Below are 22,065 nucleotides of genomic sequence, written 5' to 3' on the forward strand. Positions count from 1 at the left end.
AGAGTCCCTACCCACCCGACACAAAGGAGGATGAGCGTGATGTCCATGAGCATGCAGCAGAAACAGTCGCAGCAGGTCAAATTAGCGATGACACCGGAATTGAGGCAATCTATTCATATTTTGCAGCTATCCGGGTATGAGCTGAATCAGTTCTTGCTGGAACAGTCCGTAGAAAATCCGATACTTGAAGTGGAAGAGTCCCCTTATTTGTATCGTCATATACGTTCCACTGGTTCTATGGATGCTTCACAGACAGATCCGCTGCTTCTCCTTCGGGCGCATGAGCAGTCGCTTCAAGACTATGTATGTTCACAGTTGCGAGTCCAAAAACAACTGACGACGAAGGTGCGTAAATTTGCTATCTTTCTCGCGGGGAATCTGGATGAGAAGGGGTATCTCAGTCTGAAACTGGAGGAATGCTGTGACATTCTGGGAGAGACCATGGAGGTTGCCTTAGAGGCGCTTTCAGCACTGCAAGCGCTGGATCCTGCAGGTATTGGTGCTCGAGATGTTCGAGAATGCTTGCTTATCCAAATTCGGAAGGATAGTCGGGCTTGTTCAGGCGCTTTGGCCTGTGTAGAACATTACTTGCCCCAGCTTGCTCAAGGGAAATATAAAGAGGTCGGAGTGAAGCTGAAGCGATCAGAGCAGCAAATTGCGGAGATTCATTCCTATATCAAAACATTAAATCCATGGCCTGGAGGGTTGTACCCCTCCTCAGTTCAGCCGGCTTATATTATTCCCGATGCCTATATTCGCAGGGATCCCAACGGGTTTTCCATTCAGGTGAATACGAAGTATACGCCGCGTGTTTCGATGAATCCCGACTATACACAATGGGTGAATGACAGGCAGGCAGATGCCTCCATGTATCTCAAGGATAAATTTAAATCAGCCAGCTGGCTTATCAAAAGTTTAGAACAAAGGAATGTCACACTGCATCGTGTACTTCAAGTATTGATTGATGAACAATCGACCTTCTTACATATGGGGTTGGAGCACCTCAGGCCCTTGAATCTTAAGGCTGTCGCTGAAAAGTTAGGGCTGCATGAATCCACGATTTCTCGTGCCGTCCAAAATAAATACATTCAAACCCCGCAAGGGTTAATTGAAATGAAATTTCTTTTCTCAACGGGACTTCAGACGCCGCAAGGCAACATGGTTTCCATTTCTATGGTGAAACATAAAATGAAAGAAATTGTGTCGCAAGAGTTGAAAACAAATCCCTACTCGGACCAGCAAATATCAGAATTTCTTGTTGCACAGGGAGTTCCCATTTCGCGAAGAACTGTTGCTAAATATCGAGAGGAGCTGTCTATTCCGGTGGCCTCGATGCGTAAGCAAAGGGTGTAAGTGGAGGCAAGTTGTAATAGGGGCTGTCAAGAAAGTCATGTGAGATGACTTTCTTGACAGCCCCTATACGTGTTACAACTTAAACTGGGCTAACTGATCGTTTAGATTTCCAGCTAGCTTCTCCAAGTCATGAGAGAAGCCGACGAGCCGCTCGCTTACATGGAGCTGCTCTTGACTTAAGGAGGATACCTGCTCGGAGGTGGCAGCAGCTTCCTGCGAGATCGCACTGACCGTGGACATGGTCATAAAGAGCTCCTGCTGGACCTTCTCCAGCTCGGCATTCGAGGTTGTACAGGTCCGGAGATGGGCCATCAGCTCATTCATTTGCTCGTGGATGTGCCGGAACAGCTGCTCAGCCTGTTTGACGGAAGTGAACTGTTTCGCAAAGACAGGTGAGACGCGTGTTAGTGCGGTCACAGAGTGATCCACATCACTCCGAATGGCCATTGTGATGTTGGCGACTTGGTCGATAGAGTCGCGTGATTGATCAGCGAGCTTGCGAATTTCCTCGGCAACAACCGCGAATCCGCGTCCAGCGGTACCTGCGCGTGCTGCTTCAATGGAGGCATTCAGTGACAGGATGACGGTTTGCTTGGCGATTTGATTCAGAACATCGACAATCTTGTCTATGGATGAGGTACTGGTGGATAACCGGTGAATATTAGTGGTCATCACATTGGTTAAGCTTTCCAAATCGGAGCTCGTGGCATTGAGTTCACTCATGAAGCTTGTACCTTGTTGGCTAACGTGTTGGGCACTTGCAGCGGTTTGGCTCATTTGCTCATTGGCAAGTGTGACTCGCTGCATGCGCTCATTCATATCCTGTGCAAGCAAATTGCCGGTTTCTGCTTCCGTTGCAAGGCCAGTTGAGCCATGAGCAATGTTCTCATTGGCCATGGCAATTTCGCTGGCCGTATGCGTCGTTTGGTTTGACGCATGAAGGAGCGTCTCAGCGGTACTTAGTACTTCGGCTGTTGATTGTTTTGTTTGACCGACTAAACGGTGGATTTGAGCCATCATTTGATTAAAACTGGCACCTAATTGCGCGATCTCGTCTCTTCCTTTGGTGAAAGTGGTTTGGAGCTGTAGATTGCCGGATTCGCCTAATTGCATGAGATCCCGCAAGTGAACGAGTGGACGGACGATCGTTCTAAACACCCAGAAACCAACGAGTGAAGCAGCGATGATTGCCAGTAAGACCATCAGCCAGGTTAAGTGCAGCATGTCTTTCGTCTCGCTTACGAGCTCTTCGACTGGCGTTGAGGCCACGACCGTCCAAGGGACGGTTTGCATTTTTTTGCTAATATACAAGGTGTCCTGTTCGGATTGAATGGTGGCATCCTTGCTTGTTGTATGAGGCAAATAGAAGGTTGTTCCCAATTGATCCAGGTTGCCTGAACGAATAAGGTGTCCCTGCTCATCTATAATGACGACGGGATGCTGGTCGCCTAATGTGAACTTCTGAAGCGACTCATCCAAGGAGCTAAGCTTTAGTTCAATAAGCAGAATAGCGCTAACCACCGTGTTATTGCCGCTATCCAATACGCGTCCAAGCGCAAAGCTTGGTTCGCCGGCAGCATAATATCCTGTTTTCAACGTAGGTAACCAAAGCGGTGTCCCCCCTGCGGTGACAATACGTTGGAACCAATCCATTTTAGAAATAGCAGAACTCGTAGGAGCTGCTTTCGTCGCATCATAAGAGAGAAGTGACTCGCCAGTTTGAGAATTGAAGAGCGTCATGTTGCTCAATGTCGGCTTATCAATGACAAGTGCAGTCAATTTATCGGTCAACAGACGCTTGGCATTTTGCTTATCTAGGGCAGATGCTTTGGGGTTCGTTAAAGCCGTGACGCCTGTCATGAAATCCGTATCGAGCAAGAGTTGATTACTCATCGCATCAAATTCGGAGAGTTGGGCCTCGGTTTTGTCACTTAGCAGCTGAATGGTGTCTTGAGTGGCGGTGGCCACTTTATTCTCAATTAGTTTGCGAGATTGGGCGTAACTGGATAAGCCAACAATAAGAACGAGGGCTAGCGAACAACCTGCGATGGCAAGCAACAATTTGAAGCCGATAGAGCGAAATAGGGTGCGGCGATGCACGATTGTTTGCGGTGGTTTGGATAAAATGGAGCCAGCATTACGGATTTCATGGATCCATGATGAAACTTTCACGCGGTTCACCTCCTGAGTATGGTTTGAAATGAAAACGGACTAAGCTAGAGCTTCCAACTTAGTCCGCTTATCGCGATTAATTATTAACAGTAATCGATTGCTGCAGATCCCCTGCACTAGGTCCGCCTAGAATGAAGCGGGCATCATAATTCACCGTCGATCCTGCTGGAACCGTCATAGAGTAATACTGCACATTGCTGGCTGGTGTTAATTGAAGGCTGCGCCAAACACCATCACTGCCACGGTAGGAAAGGAACGCATTCTGTGTTGGATGGCCTTTTAAATTGATTGACACAGTACGTGCTGTGGTTCCTGTATTTGTAATAGCGCCAGAAACGGAGTAAACAATACCCCAGTTGCCTAAGTTTGCATATTTTCCTTCACCGTCTGAGAGGGAAAGAGCGGAAATATTTCCCCAACCTGGCATGTTAAAGTCGATCATATCTGAGGTAATCGCATTGGCGTCTGGAGAAGGACCAATATTCGCAATCCAGCCATTCCGTACAATAGGACTTCCATAGCTCGAAGTGGAGAGATCATAGTTCGGATATTCAACGGCTAGAGCGCCAATGGGGGTTGCATTGTTGATCGTGAAGTTCACGTTGTTGGCTTTTACTTCTGAATAAGGGCTGGAGCCCTTATACATCCGCGCTTCATGTGTGCCGTCTGTTTCAATGCGCTGAATATAACCCATATAAGTCCGGGAAGCATCTAGCGCTGCGAAGGAATTATAAGCGACATTACTTAGAATGACTTGACCTGTTGTATCAAAATCAATGACACCGCTAAAGAATGTACCATTGGTAATGGATGCGTCCTTTCGCATGACCCATAAGGAAGCTCCTGCATTAAGGGTGTAAGTTGTACCTGTTGTTGAGTAGCTATTGAAGAGGGAAGTGAAGATACGTCCGCCTTGAACACTAGCTTCTTGATTGCTGCCATGAACGGTAATCGTAATTGCAGATGCGGTAGGGTTATACAACTGAATACCGTAGCCGATGGTGGAACCGCTGCGATTGACATGCTCGTAGAAGTTGCGGTAGTTACCAGCAGATAATGTTTCTCGATATATAGCTTTATCGCCAAGCGTTGCGTCTCCGAGATCCTCATTGAAGATTTGCTCTGGATTATTCACAAAAAGTAGTGTGCGTGATGCAACTTTCGTGTAAGAAACGGCGGTAGCGGCACTAGCTGAAGATGCATAAGAAGCAAGGCTTGCTGTTGCAATGGCGGTGACGAAAGAAGTAAGAAGGAGCTTACGAAGGCCTAGGTACATAATAATGACACTCCATTCATGGAATAGTGGTGTTCTCAAACTTGTGCGCACAGTTGGAGAATGATTCCAATATAAACAATGTAAATGAAATATTCAATCAATTATTTTCGGGAATGTGGAGTGAAAGTGGAATCATAGCGTTAACGAAGTGTTTTTTTGTAATTTTCATCATAAAAAAGGCTCGTTATTTGTGCTAAAAAACAGTTTTAGAAAATATACTCCAAAAAATAAAAAAATAGTGGCGCAACATTCCGAAAGGTGCTATCATAGCATTTGTAAGCAAGTCTACTTTGTGTGAATCGAAAGGGGAAGCAATATGACAGTGAATTATAAAAAGTTGATGATGGTAGGTATGACAGGTGTTGTTGCATCAGCGATGGTTGTTGGTTGTGGTAAAGCAGAAGATAAGAAAACAGCAAGTACATCAGCTCCAAGTGCAGCAGCGACAGCAACATCGGCAGCCAAACAAGAGCCTGTTTCTCTCGAATTTTGGACCATTTCCCTTCAACCGAAGTTCAACGATTATTTCAACAAATTGATTGCTGATTACAAAGTTATTCATCCTAATGTAAGCATTGACTGGAAAGACTTTCCCTACGATGCTCTGCAAAGCAAACTCCTTACTAGTGTTGCAAGTGGGAATACACCTGACGTTGTCAACTTAAATACAGAGCTTGGTAATCAAATGGGCTCCAAAGGCGCATTAGTTGACTTCAATCAATATTTGAAGCCGGAAGAGAAAGGCCTGTACTTCGACGGGATCTTCAACTCCACGGTACTAAATGGCAAAGCATATGGCCTTCCTTGGTACACAGGCTTGAGCTTGATGTTCTACAACAAGAAGCTTGTTGAGAAAGCTGGCTTGGATCCGAAAAACCCACCGAAAACGATGGATGAGTTGATTTCTTGGGCAACTCAAATTAAAGCAAAAACAGGCGCTAGCGGCTGGGCTGAGCAAGTTGGTGCAAAATTCTTCACACTTGAAGGCGTTCCAATTCTATCCGCTGACAAGAAAAAAGCTGCATTTAACGATGCCAAAGGTATTGCAGCAGTTGAAGCGAAAGTGAAGTTATACAAAGATGGCATCAACCCGAAAGAAGATGCGAACTTCGACAAACAAGTTCAGTACTACTCTTCTGAGCAAGTGGCATTCCAACTGTCGGGATCAACTTTCATTAACCGTATTAAGACAGCCGCTCCTGAAATTTATGCAAACACATTGGCTGCACCAATTCCAACTGGTAAAGCAGGTGACCGTACATCCAACACGATGAACATTGCTGTTCCTGCGAAATCCAAGAACGTGAAAGAAGCAGTTGAATTCGCGAAATTCGTAACGAATGCGAAAGCACAGCTGGACTTCTCCAAAGCTGCTAACACATTGCCTTCGACAAAAGATTCTGCGAAAGACGTGTTCTTTACACAAACAGACGGTACGCTTGAAGCACAAGCGAAATTAGCTTCTGTTCAAGGATTGGATAAAGCAACTGATGCGTTGCTAGGTGTTGAGAAAGCAGCTGACGTGAACAAAGCTGTTCAAAAGCATTTGCAAAACGTGTTCTTGAACAATGCTGATGTGAAAACAGAATTAGACGCTGCTGCGAAAGAAGTTAATGACCTTCTAGCACAATAAGATCTTTTAGAGACATATACGGGAATCAAGGAGCGGGCTGCTTAGCCCGCCCTATTCTCTTCAACGGACTGGAGATGAGTGTTCACCATGCGCAAGTGGTTTCAGAAGGAGTCGTTAACGGCGTGGATGTTTATGTTTCCAGGCCTGCTGCTTATCGGAATTTTCGTTTTCTGGCCTATTATTTATAGCGTACCGTTATCCTTTACAGATTACTCGGTTATTAGTGACACCCACTATATTGGGTTGAAAAATTTCCGACGAGCTTTTCATGATCATGATTTTCTTATCTCTCTATGGCACTCCATGGTGTATATCATTATTGTGCCGTTCATTCAGATTTTTGCCATTCTAATGGCTGTTCTCATGAACAGCAAGCTGCCGGGGGTAAAGTTTTTCCGTACGGCTTATTATTTACCTGTTGTGACTTCGATGGTGGCAGTAGCGATTATTTGGGGTTGGTTATATAGTCCAAACGGCATTGTGAACTATGTGCTCATGAGTACGGGGATTATCTCGGATAAAATCGGTTGGCTCTCATCGCAGAAAACAGCATTAGCTTCGATTATGTTCGTGACCATGTGGAAGGGTCTCGGTTATTATATGATGATTTATTTGGCTGGGCTGCAAGCAGTTCCCAAAGATCTGTATGAGGCAGCATCGATTGATGGGGCTACGCGATTGCAACAGGTTGTGAAAGTGACGATTCCTATGCTTAAACCTTATGTGTTCTTCTGTACCTTAATTTCGATGATGTCTGCAATCCGAGTTTTTGATGAAGTATTTGTCTTGACGAATAGTTCGTCCCTTGGCGGGCCTGGGACAGCCACGTTAACATCCAGTGTGTATATTTATGATCGTGGATTTAAGCAATTTGATTTCGGATATGCGTCTGCGATGGGTCTCATTGTGAGTGCGATTATTCTTGTCTTTAGCATTTTCATCTTCCGCTTTAATAAGAAAGGCGGTGTCAATCCATATTGAAAAAGCTGCGTTTGATTCCAACTTATGTCCTGATGATTATGTTTGCCTTATTTATGACGGGGCCTTTCCTGTGGCTGCTGAGTGTATCCCTAATGCCAGGGGAAAATGCTTTCTCATTTCCACCGAAGTTTCTTCCAACCACGATTAAGTTCGATAACTATGTGCAAGTATGGCAGTTCATGGACTTTCCCAACTATATTTTGAACACGCTCATTATCGTTGTGATCGGCTTAGTTTTAAATACGTTGTTATCCTGTTTAACCGCGTATCCATTAGCCATGCTGATGTTCAAAGGCAAAAATCTTATCTTTAGCCTACTCGTTGCGACCATGATTATCCCAGCGGCAGCAGGGATGGTTGTTCACTACTTGACGATCCAAGCCTTTGGCTTAACGAACACCTATCTTGGCGTTGTATTGCCATCCGCAATTACCGTGTTTAATGTGTTTCTGATGCGTCAATCGTATATGGGTATGCCAGGTGAGATAAGGGATTCAGGGAAAATGGACGGGGCCTCGGAGCTGCGCATCTGGTTCCAACTGGTAACACCGCTTGTGAAGCCTTCAATCGCGGTCATTTCTTTGCTTGAATTCATGGCGATGTGGAATAACTTCTTATGGCCAATGATTATTTTGGAGGATCCGAAGAAATATCCACTGGCGTCAGCACTTACTTTTTTAAATGGACAATTCTCCTATAACTTTGGCTGGATTGCCGCAGGGACTGTGATTTCGGTACTTCCCATCATTATCGTGTTTCTGTTCACACAGCGTTATTATATGGAAGGCATTAGTGGATCGGTGAAAGGATAGTGTTAATCAAGAAGAGAAGAGAGGGGAGAGAACCGAAATGAAGCGAAAAATCATCTATATTCCGCTCGACGAACGACCGTGCAATTATGAATTCCCGCAAAAACTGGTCCAAGGAAGTGGCATCCAGTTGGTTGTCCCGCCTATGGCACTGATGGGTCAGAAGAAAACGGCAGGACAGATTAATAAGCTTTGGGAGTGGTTGGAAAAAGAAGGGGCGGACGCGGATGGGGCTATCCTTGCGATGGATACGCTGCTTTACGGTGGTATCGTTCCTTCACGATTGCATGAAGATACGCTCTCCAAGATTCAAGCTAGGATCAATCGCCTGAAAACTTGGAAGCAAGGGCTTCCTAATTTGAAGCTGTATACCTTTCAGTTAATCATGCGTTGCCCGAAATATAATTCCAATGATGAGGAACCAAATTATTACGAGTTATGGGGCGAAGACATTTTCAAATCGGGCTACTTAGGGCACCGCGTACAATTGGGATATGCAGATGAGGCCGAGAAGCAAGAATTGGCTGTGATTTATGATCGCTTGCCAGCGGGGGTTCGTCGCGACTATTTGGAGCGTCGTCATATCAACATGGAAGCGAATCTGTCGTTCCTGCATGTCGTTAAAGAAGAAATCGTCGATTTCCATATCATTCCACAAGATGATTCCGCGCCATTCGGCTTAACAGCCATAGATCAACAGCGTATCCGCGACGAAATTCGCAAACAAGGCTTGGAACTTCAGGTCTATATGTATCCAGGTGCTGACGAAGTAGGAAGCACATTATTGGCAAGGATGGTCAACCACTTTGCTGAGCGTACACCAGCTATTTACCCGCGACTTGCGAGTGTGCAAGGACCCTATCTAACACCTTTATATGAAGATCGAGCTTTCTATGAGAGCTTAAAATATCAAATTTTAGCTGCAGGTGGGATGCTCGTGGAGTCTGTGTTGGAGGCAGATCTCGTGCTTCTGGTCAACACGCCAGGTGAAACGATGCTAGAAGCAGCAGAACAGTTAACAACGACAGCGGGCATGAATGTTTCGCGCAATATAGTCGAACTGGTTGAATACGGCCGTTATGCGAGCCGTAAATATAAGTTGCCTATTGCCGTGGCAGATGTCGCATTTGCAAATGGCGCAGATCTCCAATTGCTAGATATATTGCGGCGAGCAGGCTATTTATTCGATTTGGCAGGGTATGCCGGTTGGAACACGAGCTCGAATACTCTGGGAACGGTGATTGCGCAAAGTATGCTCTTCACCATATTCGGTGAGACAGAGGCCCATCGGAATTTCCTAGCGCTGCGATTTGTAGAGGATGCAGGCTATTGTTCGAAGGTTCGGAAAGAAGTAACCGAAGGGCTCGTTCGAGAGCTGGGTTACACTTATTTTAGCGTGGACGGTCAGCGTGGTCAGATTGCAGGCAAGGTGCAAGAACGATTGGAACAGTTTATTAGGGATCATCTTTCGATTGACGAGTACCGCATAACGATCCAAGATTGCCTGCTGCCGTGGAATCGGATGTTTGAAGTTGGTTTAACTATAGAGGTTGTAAGGAGCGAAGAGGCATGACACAAGATTTATTCTCACATCTATTCGGGGGCCTCATCGTATCTTGTCAGGCATTAGAGGATGAACCATTGCATGGTGCAGATACCATGATGAAGATGGCACAAGCGGCTGAACTAGCTGGTGCAGTCGGTATTCGGGCGAATGGGGCAGCGGATGTCAAAGCGATACGAGCGCATACGCATCTGCCTGTTATTGGGCTCATCAAGCGTGAATATGCCGATAGCGAGATCTATATTACGGCAACCCGCCGTGAAGTCGATGAATTGATTGAAGCGGGAGCGACGATGATCGCGATTGATGGAACTTGCCGCCCGCGGCCGCAAGGCGAGACGCTAGAAGGATTAGTTAGCTACATGAAACTACGGGGTGTACCCGTGATGGCGGATATCTCCACTTTTGAAGAAGCCAAGTATGCGGAAGAGATTGGCGTAGACTGTGTATCAACCACAATGTCAGGATATACATCCTATTCTTCCCAACAAGAGGATCCTGATATAAAATTGGTGAAAGAAGCTTCTGAAGCGCTTCGCATTCCGGTGATAGCCGAAGGACGTATTTGGCACCCAGATCAAGCTGCGGGGGCGTTAAAGGCCGGAGCTTTTGCCGTCGTGGTAGGTTCAGCAATTACGAGACCCCAGTTGATCGCAGAGCGTTATGTTCAGGCCATTCGAAAGGTGGAACCGAAGCATGGATATGAGATCCCGCATTCATAGTTATTTTCCTTCTTTATCAAAGTCTGAACAGAAAGTAGCTAATGTGGTTTTGGAGCAGGAAGGAGAGCTCATTTATCACTCCGTGACAGAGCTTTCCGAATATGCGCAAGTTGGTGAAGCGACCATCATGCGTTTTTGCCGCAAAATCGGTTTCAAAGGCTATCAGGATTTCAAGCTTGCCCTTGCGCAAGAAGGGGGCCAAAAGAGAGATGAAGCAGCCGTAGCCGTAGATTCAGATGATTACGTGTCGCTGCTTTATCAAAATGCACAAAAAGTGATTGAAGCCAGTTTAAATGTTATGGACCGAGACAAGCTGCAAACAGCGGTTGATCTCTTAGATGGCGCCAAAAACATTCAATTCTTCGGCGTTGGATCTTCTGCAATTACCGCACAGGATGCCAAGAATCGGCTGCTTCGCATTGGGCGTCGTTCGGAGGCTGTTGTTGATTCCCATATGCAGGCGATGCTGGCTGTTACTCTAGGTCCTGGCGATGTAGCGATTGGGTTCAGTGTATCCGGGAGTACGCTCGATACGATCGGCTTATTGGATAAAGCGAAGCAGGCTGGTGCACAGGTGATAGCGATAACGAACCATGCGAAAAGCCCTATTACGGGGATTGCTGACGTTGTTTTGCTGACGGCAGGAAGAGAGAGCCCGCTGGAAGGCGGTTCGATTATGGCGAAAATTTCCCAATTGTTCGTTGTGGATCTTCTGTGTACAGGACTTGCACGTAAAAATACAGAGAGCGACATGCTTATGCGCGGCTTGACGGCGCGTGCGGTTATAGATCGCATGCATTAATGAATTGAGGCAGCAAGCCATGTAGGTTGTGAAAGGGATGACGGCAGCATGAAGGGGAAGGCGATTGGTGTAGATATTGGCGGGACTTCCGTTAAAGGTGTTGTCTGCAATACTTCGGGCGAGGTTCTTATGACAACGAGGGTGCCAACGGATGCCTCCCTCGGAAAAGACGCCATTCTTAGAGCAGTTAGTCAAGTGATCCTTGAGCTTAAGACGCAGCATCCGGATGTTGGAGCCATTGGTATTGGAACTGCGGGGCAGGTTAACGTACAAACAGGACAAGTCGTCTATGCGACGGATAACTTACCTGGTTGGCATGGGTTCATGCTAGCCGACTGGGTTGAGGAGCAGTTCTGCTTGCCCGTAGCTGTTGATAACGATGCCAATGTGGCACTGGTTGGCGAAGCATGGACAGGAGCTGCGCGCGGGTTAACGGATGTAGGTATGCTCACGCTGGGTACAGGTGTTGGCGGCGCGCATATTATTGAGGGAAATGTGCACCGCGGCGCGACTTGGCGCGGTGGTGAGTGGGGCCATGTGACCTTAATCCCAGGAGGACGACCATGTAATTGTGGACGTAAAGGATGTATGGAGCAGTATTTGTCAGGCTCGGCATTGGTGCGAGATGCGTCGGAGGCAGAGGGGAAGACATATGATCACGGAGAAGAGGTCTTGCGGGCAGCTGCTGATGGGGCGCTGGGTGCTTCTTCGGTGTTGCAACAATTCCAGCAACATCTAGTTATTGCCGTGATGAACATGGCGTGGATTATTAATCCACAAGCCATTGTTATCGGTGGCGGCGTGGTAGACGCGAAGTCGTACTGGTGGGATGATTTCCTTATGAAGCTGAAAGAAGAAGGACTAGAAATCGATGTGCGCTGGGCTACGCTAGGCAATTATGCAGGGTCCATAGGTGCCGCTAAGTTAGGTTTAGAGAAGTTAGGCCTTATGAAGGAGACTCATCTATGAAGACGGAACAGGATGTTTCAATAGCAAGGAAACCTATCGTCTCCATTGTGAATCAGACCCACTGGGATCGCGAGTGGTATGAACCACTGGAGACGTTTCGATATCGGTTAACAGAAGTGATGGCACGGATCTTGGATGGCTTGGATAAATCAGAGATGACGCGGTTTGTACTCGATGGGCAGGTTGCCGCATTAGAGGATTACTTAGAAGTGTGTGAACCTGAGGATAAGGAAAGAGTGCTGGCGTTCATTGCAGACGGCAGACTGATTATTGGCCCCTGGTATGTCCTAGCGGATGAGTTCCTTGTTCATGGTGAAGCTTTGGTGCGAAACTTAGCGATTGGCATGAAAGCGTCAGGTACATTCGGTCAACCGCAAATGATCGGCTATTTACCAGATACGTTCGGCCATATTGGTCAAATGCCACAGTTACTGCGTCAATTCGGTATCGATAATGCGATATTGTGGCGCGGGCTGGCTGGGCATAAGGCAGAATTGGTGTGGCAATCACCCGATGGTTCGAAGATCGACACGTTCTTCTTGCCGGAAGGCTATTATCAGCCAATTGTGGATCGTCCAACGTATGAGCAGGATATGAAAACCTATGTGGATAAAGTTGTTCCTTATGCGACCACAGAGCATGTACTGTTAACGAACGGCGGCGATCACTTGATGCCGCAGTATGGCTCGTTAACGGAGCGGATTGCCAAGTTGAATGAACGTTTTGAAGGCAAAGTTGAATTCGTTGAGAGTGACTATTCCGACTATGTAGCGAAGGTTCGTGAAGCTGCGGCAAAGTCTGGTGTGAAATGGGAGACGCATAGTGGTGAAATGCGAGATAATGCGCACATTTATGTGCTGCCGAATGTCTTATCCACGCGCAGCTATCTCAAGGAACAGAATCAACGGGTTGAGGATGAATTGCTTGGATTCACAGAGCCTTTATGGGCAGTAGCAGCAGCATTCAGCTCAGCGGCATACCCGCAGGCGTATCTTACCAACACGTGGAAATCTCTGCTGCATAATCACCCGCATGATAGCATTTGTGGCTGTAGTGTGGATGCCGTTCATCAGGAAATGGAAACGCGTACGATGAAACTTGAGCAACGGTTATTATCTATGCAAAATGGTGCCCTGAGCCGACTAGGCTTGAAGGATCGGGCAGCGAGCGGTGATGGCATCGTGAAGCCATTTCAAGATATGACGTCATTTACAGTTTTTCAACCTCACGCGCAACCGTACACGGGAATCGTTCAGGGGCGCATTTGGTTACAAAAAGAAAGCAATCTCGCCACAAACGGATTTAAGGTTGTGGATGCGGACGGACAAGTTGTACCTTGTACAATTGTTCGGAGTGAGGCTTCGCGTTATTTTAATTCACCACTGGATGATTTCCCGCAGTTTCAAGATGCTCGGTGGTTTGAACTAGCAATGGAAGTTAAGGATTTACCAGGTGTTTCCCTAACCTCTTACAGTTTGCAGGAAGTTGAAGCTGAGGCGAAAGGGAAAGCAGGCGAACTTGTCACAAGTACAGGTCGAACCATTCGTAATGCCTGGGGCATTTGGACACTTACAGATCAGGGGACATTGCATGTTGTCGACCTCCAAACAGGGACCACTTATACAGATTGGAATCGGCTTTACAGCGTTTCAGATGCAGGGGATTCCTATAACTTCTCCCGCTTGCAGGATGAAGTTACAAGCTACGGCGAGCTTGTCGGTGAACCATCTATTGAGGTTTCTGAGCATGTACAAATCATGAAGTATTGCTTGAGAATATGGCTTCCAGAGAGCTTGAACGCGGATCGATTATCTGTTAGTGACGTCAAAGTAAAAACAGAACTTAACTTCGAGATTCGTTTGGGGAACAACAGTCCGTTTGCCGAAGTTCGATTAACCGTGGCTAATCGTGCCAAGGATCAACGTCTGCGGCTTCAGTTTCCAACGGGAGCTATTTTAAAGGAAACGCTGAGTGATTCCGCTTTTGATGTTGTAGCTCGCCCCGTGAAGCGGGAAGAAAAACGGAAGGCAGAGAAACAGAAGGAAGTGCCTGTCGTTGTGGAGCCTACCCTGTCTCTAATTCGTGCCGAAGCGGAAGAAAACGGGCAAGGCATTGTTGTTCTACAGCGTGGGCTACAGGAATATCAGGTTGTTTCTGGCGGGGACGGCGATGTTGTGGAACTTACTGTGCTGCGGAGTGTAGGTTGGCTGTCACGAGATGATTTCGCCTCACGTGGAGGCGGAGCGGGCCCGCAAATGGAAACGCCGGATGCGCAATGTATCGGCACATATACGTTCGAATACGCGATGCGGCCTGGTAATGCGGCTATAAGCAACGGCGAGGTGTTGAATGAAGCACTGCGCTTCCGCCGCAAGCCTCGTATTGTTGAGGGGAGCTTTGGTCAAAAAGATACGTATCAAACAACGGGAATTCAGTTCATCGAAATCGATAATCCCGCGATCGTAATGACGGCTTTATATCGGCAAGATGGACAGACACTCCTGCGAGTAGTCAATGTCGGTGAGAGAAGCGAGACGTTCCGTCTGCGCACTGGATTAAAGCTTGGGTCCCTTCATCATGTTCAGCTCGATGGAACTATGGTATGCAAGCTTGACATTAATCAAGGAATTCTCGTAGGTCCGAAGGAAATTGTAACGCTAGCTATCACATGGGTGAAAGGATGAACGGCATGCTGCTACATCGCGAATATGACTTGATTATCATCGGAGGGGGGCTTGGCGGCTGTGCGGCAGCTATGGCTGCTGTACGACGCGGTTTGCGCGTATTGATGACCGAGGAAACCGATTGGATTGGCGGTCAATTGACCTCGCAAGCGGTGCCCCCAGACGAACACCGCTGGATCGAATCCTTCGGTTGCACGCGATCATACCGCACGTTTCGCGAGCGTGTTCGCGCCTATTATCGCGATCATTATCCGCTCACAGATGAAGCGAGGAATAACCCAACGTTGAATCCAGGCAGCGGTTGGGTTAGTCATATCGCGCATGAGCCGAGAGTTGCGCTGCGCGTGCTTGAAGATATGTTAGCGCCGTTTGTGAACAGCGGGAAATTGACCTTACTGCTGGAACACCAGCCGGTGCAAGCCGAGGTCGAAGGTGACACGGTGAAAAGTGTTACCGTTGCTTCCGTCATGGATGGCAGCCGCATCCGACTTGAAGCACCCATGTTTCTAGATGCGACAGAAACCGGTGAGCTTTTGCCTCTGGCTGGGATTGAGCATGTCACTGGTGCTGAATCGCGTGATGAAACCGGTGAACCGCATGCGCTGAGCGTAGCAGATCCACTCGATATGCAATCGATTACCCACGTAGTGGCTGTGGATTATGTCGAGGGTGGCAATTTTACCATTGAGAAACCAGCGATGTATGAGGTGTGGAAGGAATATATACCAAGCTTCTCGGACTACTCTATTCTTAGCTGGCAGGCGATGGATCCCGATGATACAACGGTTATTAAAGCGTATACGATGTTTCCCAATGATCAAGGCATTGTTTCATTATGGGATTATCGGATGATCCTTAACCCCGCGCATTTAGCGGATGGGTCGCTGTATGAGGGTTCTTTAACCCTTTTGAATTGGCCGCAAAATGATTACTATGTCGGTCCGATTATTGGTGTCACCGAGGAAGAGAAACGTTACCATCTTGAAGGTGCGCGTCAGCTTAGCCTATCTCTCGTGTATTGGTTGCAAACGGAAGCTCCGCGACTGGATGGAGGCTTTGGTTATCCAGGTGTTCGGCTTCGGGGAGATGTACTCGGTACCGAGGACGGCTTGGCGAAGGCAGCCTATATTCGAGAGTCCAGACGGATTCGAGCCTTATATACAATTACAGAAAATGATGTGAGTCGCGAAATTCGCGGGGATCAAGGGATTCTACGCTATGCGGATAGCGTTGGCGTGGGCAGCTACCATTTGGATCTGCATCCGACAACGGTGTCTCAGCGGGGCTTTTATATACCAAGCTACCCGTATGAGATTCCATTGGGCTCGCTCATCCCCGTTCGTGTTACGAATGTACTTCCTGCTTGTAAAAATATCGGAACCACTCAAATCTCCAATGGTTGTTATCGACTGCATCCTACCGAGTGGAATATTGGCGAAGCTGTAGGCTATTTAGCTGCTTATGCACTTCAGAACGGGTTAACTGCTCGTGAAGTTAGAGAGAATAATGAGCATTTGAAATCGTATCAGCAATGGTTGACCGATGCCGGTGTGGAGATGCATTGGCCAGATGAGATGGTAGTATAACCGCAACCACAATAAATAGGACAAAATACCACGTGATACCAGACCATTTTCTATATTTTCTGAAGACGCCTATTCCTATAATGGAGTGGGCGTCTTTATTTTCATCAATAAGAGGGAGGGGAAATCACCATGATATCTCAAAATGATGCCAACATACGCTACAAATGGGCCCAATCCCGTGTTGGCGGGGGAGGTTATATTACGGGGCTGCTTCAGCATCCCGACCTGCCTGGCATGCTATTTGCAAGATGCGATGTGGCAGGAGTTTTGGTCAGCAGAGATGGGGGAGAGAGCTTTGAGGCAATCAACCATGGGATGTCGGAGTCTTCCCATCACAGCGTGGAAAGTTTTGCAACTAGCCCCCACGACAGTAACGTTTGGTTTCGCTGTTCGGGTGAAGCAAGAGATCGGCGAACTTTCGGCTTTATTCATAAGAGTACGGACGGAGGTTTCACTTGGAGGTTGGTTACCAGGGAACCAGATTATATTGGAAACGGCAATCATCGATATTTCGGAGAAATGATTGCCGTTGATCCGAACGACCCGAATAATGTTGTGGCAGCCAGCTTCTCCATGGGACTGTTCCGTAGTGAGGATCTTGGTGAGACATGGCACTCTGTTGGTTTGAAAGGGGAACCGTTTAAGGCGGTCGCGTTTCATCCCGATCTTCCAGGTAAAGTCTATGCAGGTACGATGACGGAGATGGCCCACTTGGATTATTTGAATCCCCAGTTCTCGCCTCGCAAGCACGGAGGGCGATTATACGTATCCGAGGATCATGGAGCAACGTGGTCATTGCTATATGAACGGGAGGATATCGCTTTCGCGGATTTGGCATTTTCACGCGGGCTGATGCTTGTGGCAGGAGGTGAAACGGGCATTTGGAGGAGTACGGACGGGGGGCTGAGCTTCGAGAAGGCGTCAGCCGGGCTCCCGTTACCTGCCGTCTGTTCCAATATCGCAGCGGACCCGTTTCAGCCAGGCACGTTCTATACGGGAATTTGCCGTTGGCCGGATCAGGTTCACATTCCGGTCATACCTTTGTACGTAACTCGTGACGATGGCGAAAGCTGGCACCTGCTGCGCGACTACGACCCGGACAATTTCAGCCAATACCCGTTTGCGCAAGGTGATATTCGGCCGATCGGCTGGGCCATTGCCAAGCTGAAGCCAGATGTGCACGTGCCGGGACGGCTCTATATGTGCAATTGGTACGGCGTGTCGGTGAGTGAGGACGGGGGCAGGACCTGGAGCGGGAATAGGTTCCAAGGGATCGAAAATATTTGCATCGAAGCAATAGCGGCGGACCCCCTGGACCCGGATACGTTTTACTACGCTCCAGCGGATAAGCAGATTGAGATGACGAGGGATAACGGCAGATCTTATAAAGAATTTGTTTATATACATTCGGCCCATACGTACTTTTGCAGTACTGCGATAGCCCCATCCCGGCATAGGAAAGGACTCGTCGTATACGGGGTAAGCAACAGCCACGCAAGACAAAGCGCGATCTACCGAACGGAGGACAGCGGGCTAATGGCGGAGGCCGTATGGGAACTTCCGCAAGGCTGCTTCGTGCAGGCGTTGCGAGACGATCCTTTTGATTTCAGCGTCTTCTACGCTGCTGTAGACGGAAAACAGGGGGGCGGTGCTGGCTTGTATCGTTCCAATGATGAGGGACTCACCTGGCAAGAGCTGCGCTCTCCCTACCCGCCGCACGTCGAGACCGTTCCTCACCGTAGAGATCTGGTGGAACGTGAGATATTGTCCGTTGTGTTTTATCAAGAGAAAAATGTTTGCGGATCGAATCAGCTTCTCTACGTTTCACCGCATTCCCGCTCTACCTTCTACGTCGGAGAGTGGACGGAGGGAATCTTTGTGACCCGCGATGGAGGCGCCAGTTGGACAAAGATATCTGACCAGTTGCCGTTTTTAGCAAGTCCCAGCTCAATTCTGGTCAATTTAAATGGCGACGATCAACGGCCTGGCGTCCTGTACGCAGGATTTATCAGGGAAGGATTATGGAGAACCGAAGATGACGGGCGGACTTGGACGAAACTGTACCCGCTGGGAGATGGCGCTTATAACGCTAGCGCCTTAGCAGTCGGCGGGGTTACGCCGGATGAACTTTACATGGCCTGCGAGCCGCTGGCGTGGAGCCCTTGCCCGTCCTCTGTGCTGTACAGTCCTGACCGTGGGCGATCGTGGTCGGAGATCTACGATGAATCGCTTGGTGCTATACGTTGGAAAGGAATTGCAGTCAACCGCAAAACGGGAACCGTCCAAGCGGTCAGTTGCGGGAACGGGGCCTTCTATGCGGAGAGATGTATATGAGTGCTGTTGGCACATTCAGAACTAGGTTCATATAACAACAAGGAGGTAGCTTTTGATGATAACAAGCAAATTTACAAGCGGGATGCCCGCATCGGAAATCGTAGCTTCAATAGACTACAAAGTGCGTATTAACGGAACGGATTGTTTCGTTTATGTGTGTGAGTCAGCTAGCTATGTGATAGGAAGTGGAGAAGGACCAGTGACAGTGGAGATCGAAACCCCACTCTGTGTGGAGCAGGTGAAGGTACGTCCCTTGAGCAAGGGAATCCAGCCTAAGCCAGCGAATGGGAGCATCACATTGGAGGTGCAGGCCCCCATCAAGTTGTCTATCGAGTTCGGAGGAGATATTCGGAAGCCGCTGTTCCTTCTGATCAACCCGCCGGAGAACAACCGGCCGGATCCGTCGGACCTTAGCGTCAAGTACTACCGAGGCGGAGCGGTCTATGATGCGGGCGAAATCATCTTAAACTCTGGTGAAACTGTGTATATCGAAGAAGGGGCTGTGGTGCGCGGGCATATTACGGCTCCGGAATCAAACGGCGCTAGGATAGCGGGCCGTGGCATCTTGGACGGATCGGGCTGGCGGACGACGGGACTGCAACCTTACGAGAAACGCAAGCAAATGATCAAAGCGATTTCCTGCAATGACCTAGAAATCGAAGGAATTACGGTAGTCGACGGTTCAAACTGGCATGTCGTACCGATCGGCAGTCATAACGTAACGATCCGCAACCTCAATGTCATCACGTTTGAAGGGACCGGGGACGGCTGCGATATTGTCGGGTGCGAGAATGTAGTGGTTGACAATTGCTTCATACGGGCCAAAGACGATTGTCTAGCCGTTAAGGCAGTCGATTACCACCACGAAGCCGGTCTTGCCAATGTGAAGAACGTGTTGGTGCAGAACTGCGTGTTCTGGAATGCGGAGTGGGGCAATTGCATGGAAATCGGCTACGAGACTCGCTGTGACACCATTAGCGGTGTCACATTCCGGAACATCGATGTCATGCGTTGCGAGTTTGAAGGGCATCAGTCTGGCGGCGTGTTCACGATCCACAATGGGGACAGAGCCGTCATTCAGGACATCTTGTACGAGGATATCCGGGTGGAGGACGCGCAAGAGAAGCTGGTCGACATCAAAGTGCTCGATTCCAAATATTCACGGGACACCATCAGAGGGCAGGTGGACGGCGTAACCTTCCGGAATATCCAGGTGATCGACGGTTTATTCCCGGTTTCTATCATTCGCGGATGGAGTGAGGAGCACATGATCCGCAACATCCGCTTCGAAGGACTCACTGTCCATGGAGAGCCTGTGAAATCGGCCAACGACGCCAGAATGGTCGTGGAGTTGGCCGTGGATGTCAGTTTTCAATGACGTTGCGAAGTAATCGCCGAATCCCATATTCCTTCGGAGTTAAGGAGAAATAATTAGTGGAAGCTAACTAAGGCAATGACTCGTCACGAAGCAAAGGCCACCTCCACTGAAGCCTCAACGGCTTCATGTGGCAGTGGCCTATTTGCTGGTACGGCTTACTGCTCAGTCAACGTAATGTTGTCAGCATTAAATTGTACGCCGCTGTCTGCTTTCCAAATATACAAGATCATATCGCCCATTTCGCTGTTCGGCGTTGTGAACGTCACTTCTTTATAATCCCAGCTGCTGGAGGTGAAATTGAGCGGGTAGTTGGTTTCCACTCCGCCGACTGTCCATTTAATGCCGAGGGCCGTAGCGGTACTTGCAGTTGCGCTGTGTTTGCCCCGAGCGGTTAATTTGTAAGTTTTGTTTTTCTTTAGGACGGCAAATTGGCCTGCACCTCCGGCGCTGCCGGAAGCGATCTTCAACGAATGGTAGCCAGCGTATTTCAAAGATGTATCATCGCTCGATCCGCTCCAATTGTTCCAGTTGCGTAAGCCTCCTTCGAAATCACCGTTGTCCAGTGGAGCGACCCAAGTATAAAGAGGAACGGAAAGGGTGCCTCGATTGTCTTTCCAGGTTTTGTCGCCGAACCAGCTGAGATTGGTCGGGCTCGTCGTGCTGTTGATTTCATAGCCGCCGCCTTGCGTGGTTCCAGTCGTGAGGTCGAAAATGTCATCGCCTGTCCATGCCCAAGCGATTCGGCCGACATTATTCGGCACCGCCACGGCAAACATGCTGTCCACGACGGAAACGTCCGCATTGTTACCGACCCCGTATTCCCCGACGATAATCGGCAATCCTTTCGTCCTGATTGTGTTCACATAGTTGTTGAAGCGAGTTTCTCCAGAGGTCCATTTTTCATACATGTGAACGGAAAAAACAAGGTTTGTATACTTGCTCTTTAGCTGTGTGCCTTTGCTGACGATGGCGCTGTCGTTGCTGCTCGCACCATTGACGAAGCCGTTGCCTTGACCGTAGTCATGATCGTCGACGACGATGATATTGCTCGGAGCCACGCTGCGAATCGCGCCGATCAGCGTGTCGTTAGTGCTATACCACTTGTTGACGGAGTCTGCGAGTGAATAGGTGCCGATTCCCGGTTCATTCATTGGGTTAAACCAAACGCGGTCGTTGTCTTTAAAGCGAACCGCCATGTCCTTCCACCAGGTAACCATTTCGCTTAAGGACGGATAGCGGTCGCTTCCCTCGGTCACCGGGCTGGCCTCTGGATAGCGGCCAGTCACATCGTGGTTCTCAATGATCACAATAGCGCCTTTTGCTGTATACGCATTAACGATCGCACTAATATCCTGTGTTTTGGCTACACCATTGTAAGCCAGTCGCGGGTACATGTTCACCCGAATCGTGTTGAATTTCCAGTTATCGACGATTAGGCCCGCGTCGTTTGCGGTATTGCGAGTCCACGGCCAGTACTCTCCGTTGACGTTGACTCCCTTCACGACGAATTCAGCTCCGTTTCGATCTACAATTTTCGTTCCCGAAACGCTGAAGGTACCGGCGCCTAGGGCTTTGCCGCTCAGTCCGGGGAAACCGAAGGCCAATGTGGATAGGGCAATCATAAAGGCTAGCAGCAAGTAAAAAGTGTTCCTGTTCACTCTGTAAAGATTCATTAATGTTCTCCTCCAAAAGTAATTATTTGTATGCGGTTACAAAAAGCGAATAAAACGCGATCTTTCCGGTACACCCATCACCCCCAAACCAGTAATAAGCCTAGTATATGATAATGAATCCGTTTTCAT

General features: G+C 48.4%; 15 protein-coding genes. 12 read left to right on the top strand and 3 right to left on the bottom strand.

The genetic code is table 11. The features are described from left to right. Window positions 1-39: 39 nt before the first annotated feature. Window positions 40-1,353: an RNA polymerase factor sigma-54 gene (gene rpoN / locus MJB10_RS08535; RefSeq protein WP_314803496.1), complete on the top strand. Its 1,314-nt coding sequence runs from the start codon at window positions 40-42 to the stop codon at window positions 1,351-1,353. A gap of 72 nt (window positions 1,354-1,425) precedes the next feature. Here the strand turns inward: rpoN and MJB10_RS08540 are convergent, their stop codons facing one another. Both MJB10_RS08540 and MJB10_RS08545 read right to left on the bottom strand, forming a co-directional pair. Beyond that, window positions 1,426-3,525 (bottom strand): methyl-accepting chemotaxis protein, encoded by a 2,100-nt coding sequence (locus MJB10_RS08540; protein WP_314803499.1) that lies wholly within the window; start codon window positions 3,523-3,525, stop codon window positions 1,426-1,428. Window positions 3,526-3,601: 76 nt separating this feature from the next. Beyond that, window positions 3,602-4,801, bottom strand: a complete 1,200-nt coding sequence (locus tag MJB10_RS08545; protein ID WP_314803501.1) for a hypothetical protein — start codon at window positions 4,799-4,801, stop codon at window positions 3,602-3,604. A gap of 316 nt (window positions 4,802-5,117) precedes the next feature. Between MJB10_RS08545 and MJB10_RS08550 the strand changes: the two genes are divergently transcribed. The 11 genes from MJB10_RS08550 (at window position 5,118) to MJB10_RS08600 (ending at window position 20,263) form a co-directional block, all read left to right on the top strand. Further along, complete coding sequence (locus MJB10_RS08550; RefSeq protein WP_314803504.1) at window positions 5,118-6,434, top strand: ABC transporter substrate-binding protein; 1,317 nt, start codon at window positions 5,118-5,120, stop codon at window positions 6,432-6,434. A gap of 87 nt (window positions 6,435-6,521) precedes the next feature. Further along, window positions 6,522-7,415, top strand: coding sequence for a carbohydrate ABC transporter permease (locus tag MJB10_RS08555; RefSeq protein WP_314803506.1), 894 nt, complete (start codon window positions 6,522-6,524; stop codon window positions 7,413-7,415). A gap of 32 nt (window positions 7,416-7,447) precedes the next feature. Further along, on the top strand, window positions 7,448-8,227 hold the full coding sequence (locus MJB10_RS08560; RefSeq protein WP_314805529.1) for a carbohydrate ABC transporter permease: 780 nt from the start codon (window positions 7,448-7,450) through the stop codon (window positions 8,225-8,227). A 37-nt stretch (window positions 8,228-8,264) separates the two neighbouring features. After that, window positions 8,265-9,797, top strand: coding sequence for a DUF4127 family protein (locus tag MJB10_RS08565; protein WP_314803509.1), 1,533 nt, complete (start codon window positions 8,265-8,267; stop codon window positions 9,795-9,797). After that, window positions 9,794-10,510 carry an N-acetylmannosamine-6-phosphate 2-epimerase gene (locus MJB10_RS08570; protein ID WP_314803512.1) on the top strand — a complete coding sequence of 239 codons (717 nt, stop codon included), beginning with the start codon at window positions 9,794-9,796 and terminating at the stop codon, window positions 10,508-10,510. Before MJB10_RS08565 ends, MJB10_RS08570 begins: the two co-directional genes overlap by 4 nt. Next, window positions 10,485-11,312 carry a MurR/RpiR family transcriptional regulator gene (locus tag MJB10_RS08575; RefSeq protein WP_314803515.1) on the top strand — a complete coding sequence of 276 codons (828 nt, stop codon included), beginning with the start codon at window positions 10,485-10,487 and terminating at the stop codon, window positions 11,310-11,312. The genes MJB10_RS08570 and MJB10_RS08575 overlap by 26 nt, the downstream gene beginning before the upstream one ends. A 48-nt stretch (window positions 11,313-11,360) precedes the next feature. Beyond that, window positions 11,361-12,281 carry an ROK family protein gene (locus MJB10_RS08580; RefSeq protein ID WP_314803517.1) on the top strand — a complete coding sequence of 307 codons (921 nt, stop codon included), beginning with the start codon at window positions 11,361-11,363 and terminating at the stop codon, window positions 12,279-12,281. Continuing rightward, the gene (locus MJB10_RS08585) at window positions 12,278-14,965 is read left to right on the top strand and encodes a glycoside hydrolase family 38 N-terminal domain-containing protein (RefSeq protein ID WP_314803519.1); all 2,688 of its coding nucleotides are present in this window, start codon (window positions 12,278-12,280) and stop codon (window positions 14,963-14,965) included. Before MJB10_RS08580 ends, MJB10_RS08585 begins: the two co-directional genes overlap by 4 nt. Then, window positions 14,950-16,551 (top strand): FAD-dependent oxidoreductase, encoded by a 1,602-nt coding sequence (locus MJB10_RS08590; RefSeq protein WP_314803522.1) that lies wholly within the window; start codon window positions 14,950-14,952, stop codon window positions 16,549-16,551. Before MJB10_RS08585 ends, MJB10_RS08590 begins: the two co-directional genes overlap by 16 nt. A gap of 129 nt (window positions 16,552-16,680) precedes the next feature. Continuing rightward, window positions 16,681-18,885, top strand: a complete 2,205-nt coding sequence (locus MJB10_RS08595; RefSeq protein WP_314803524.1) for a WD40/YVTN/BNR-like repeat-containing protein — start codon at window positions 16,681-16,683, stop codon at window positions 18,883-18,885. 55 nt (window positions 18,886-18,940) lie between these two features. Then, complete coding sequence (locus MJB10_RS08600) at window positions 18,941-20,263, top strand: glycosyl hydrolase family 28 protein (RefSeq protein WP_314803527.1); 1,323 nt, start codon at window positions 18,941-18,943, stop codon at window positions 20,261-20,263. A gap of 155 nt (window positions 20,264-20,418) precedes the next feature. On the opposite strand, the gene MJB10_RS08605 is transcribed toward MJB10_RS08600, so the two are convergent. Further along, window positions 20,419-21,936 carry a cellulase family glycosylhydrolase gene (locus MJB10_RS08605; RefSeq protein WP_314803529.1) on the bottom strand — a complete coding sequence of 506 codons (1,518 nt, stop codon included), beginning with the start codon at window positions 21,934-21,936 and terminating at the stop codon, window positions 20,419-20,421. Window positions 21,937-22,065 lie beyond the last annotated feature (129 nt).

This window comes from Paenibacillus sp. MBLB1832, from assembly GCF_032271945.1.
Classification (GTDB): domain Bacteria; phylum Bacillota; class Bacilli; order Paenibacillales; family NBRC-103111; genus Paenibacillus_E; species Paenibacillus_E roseopurpureus.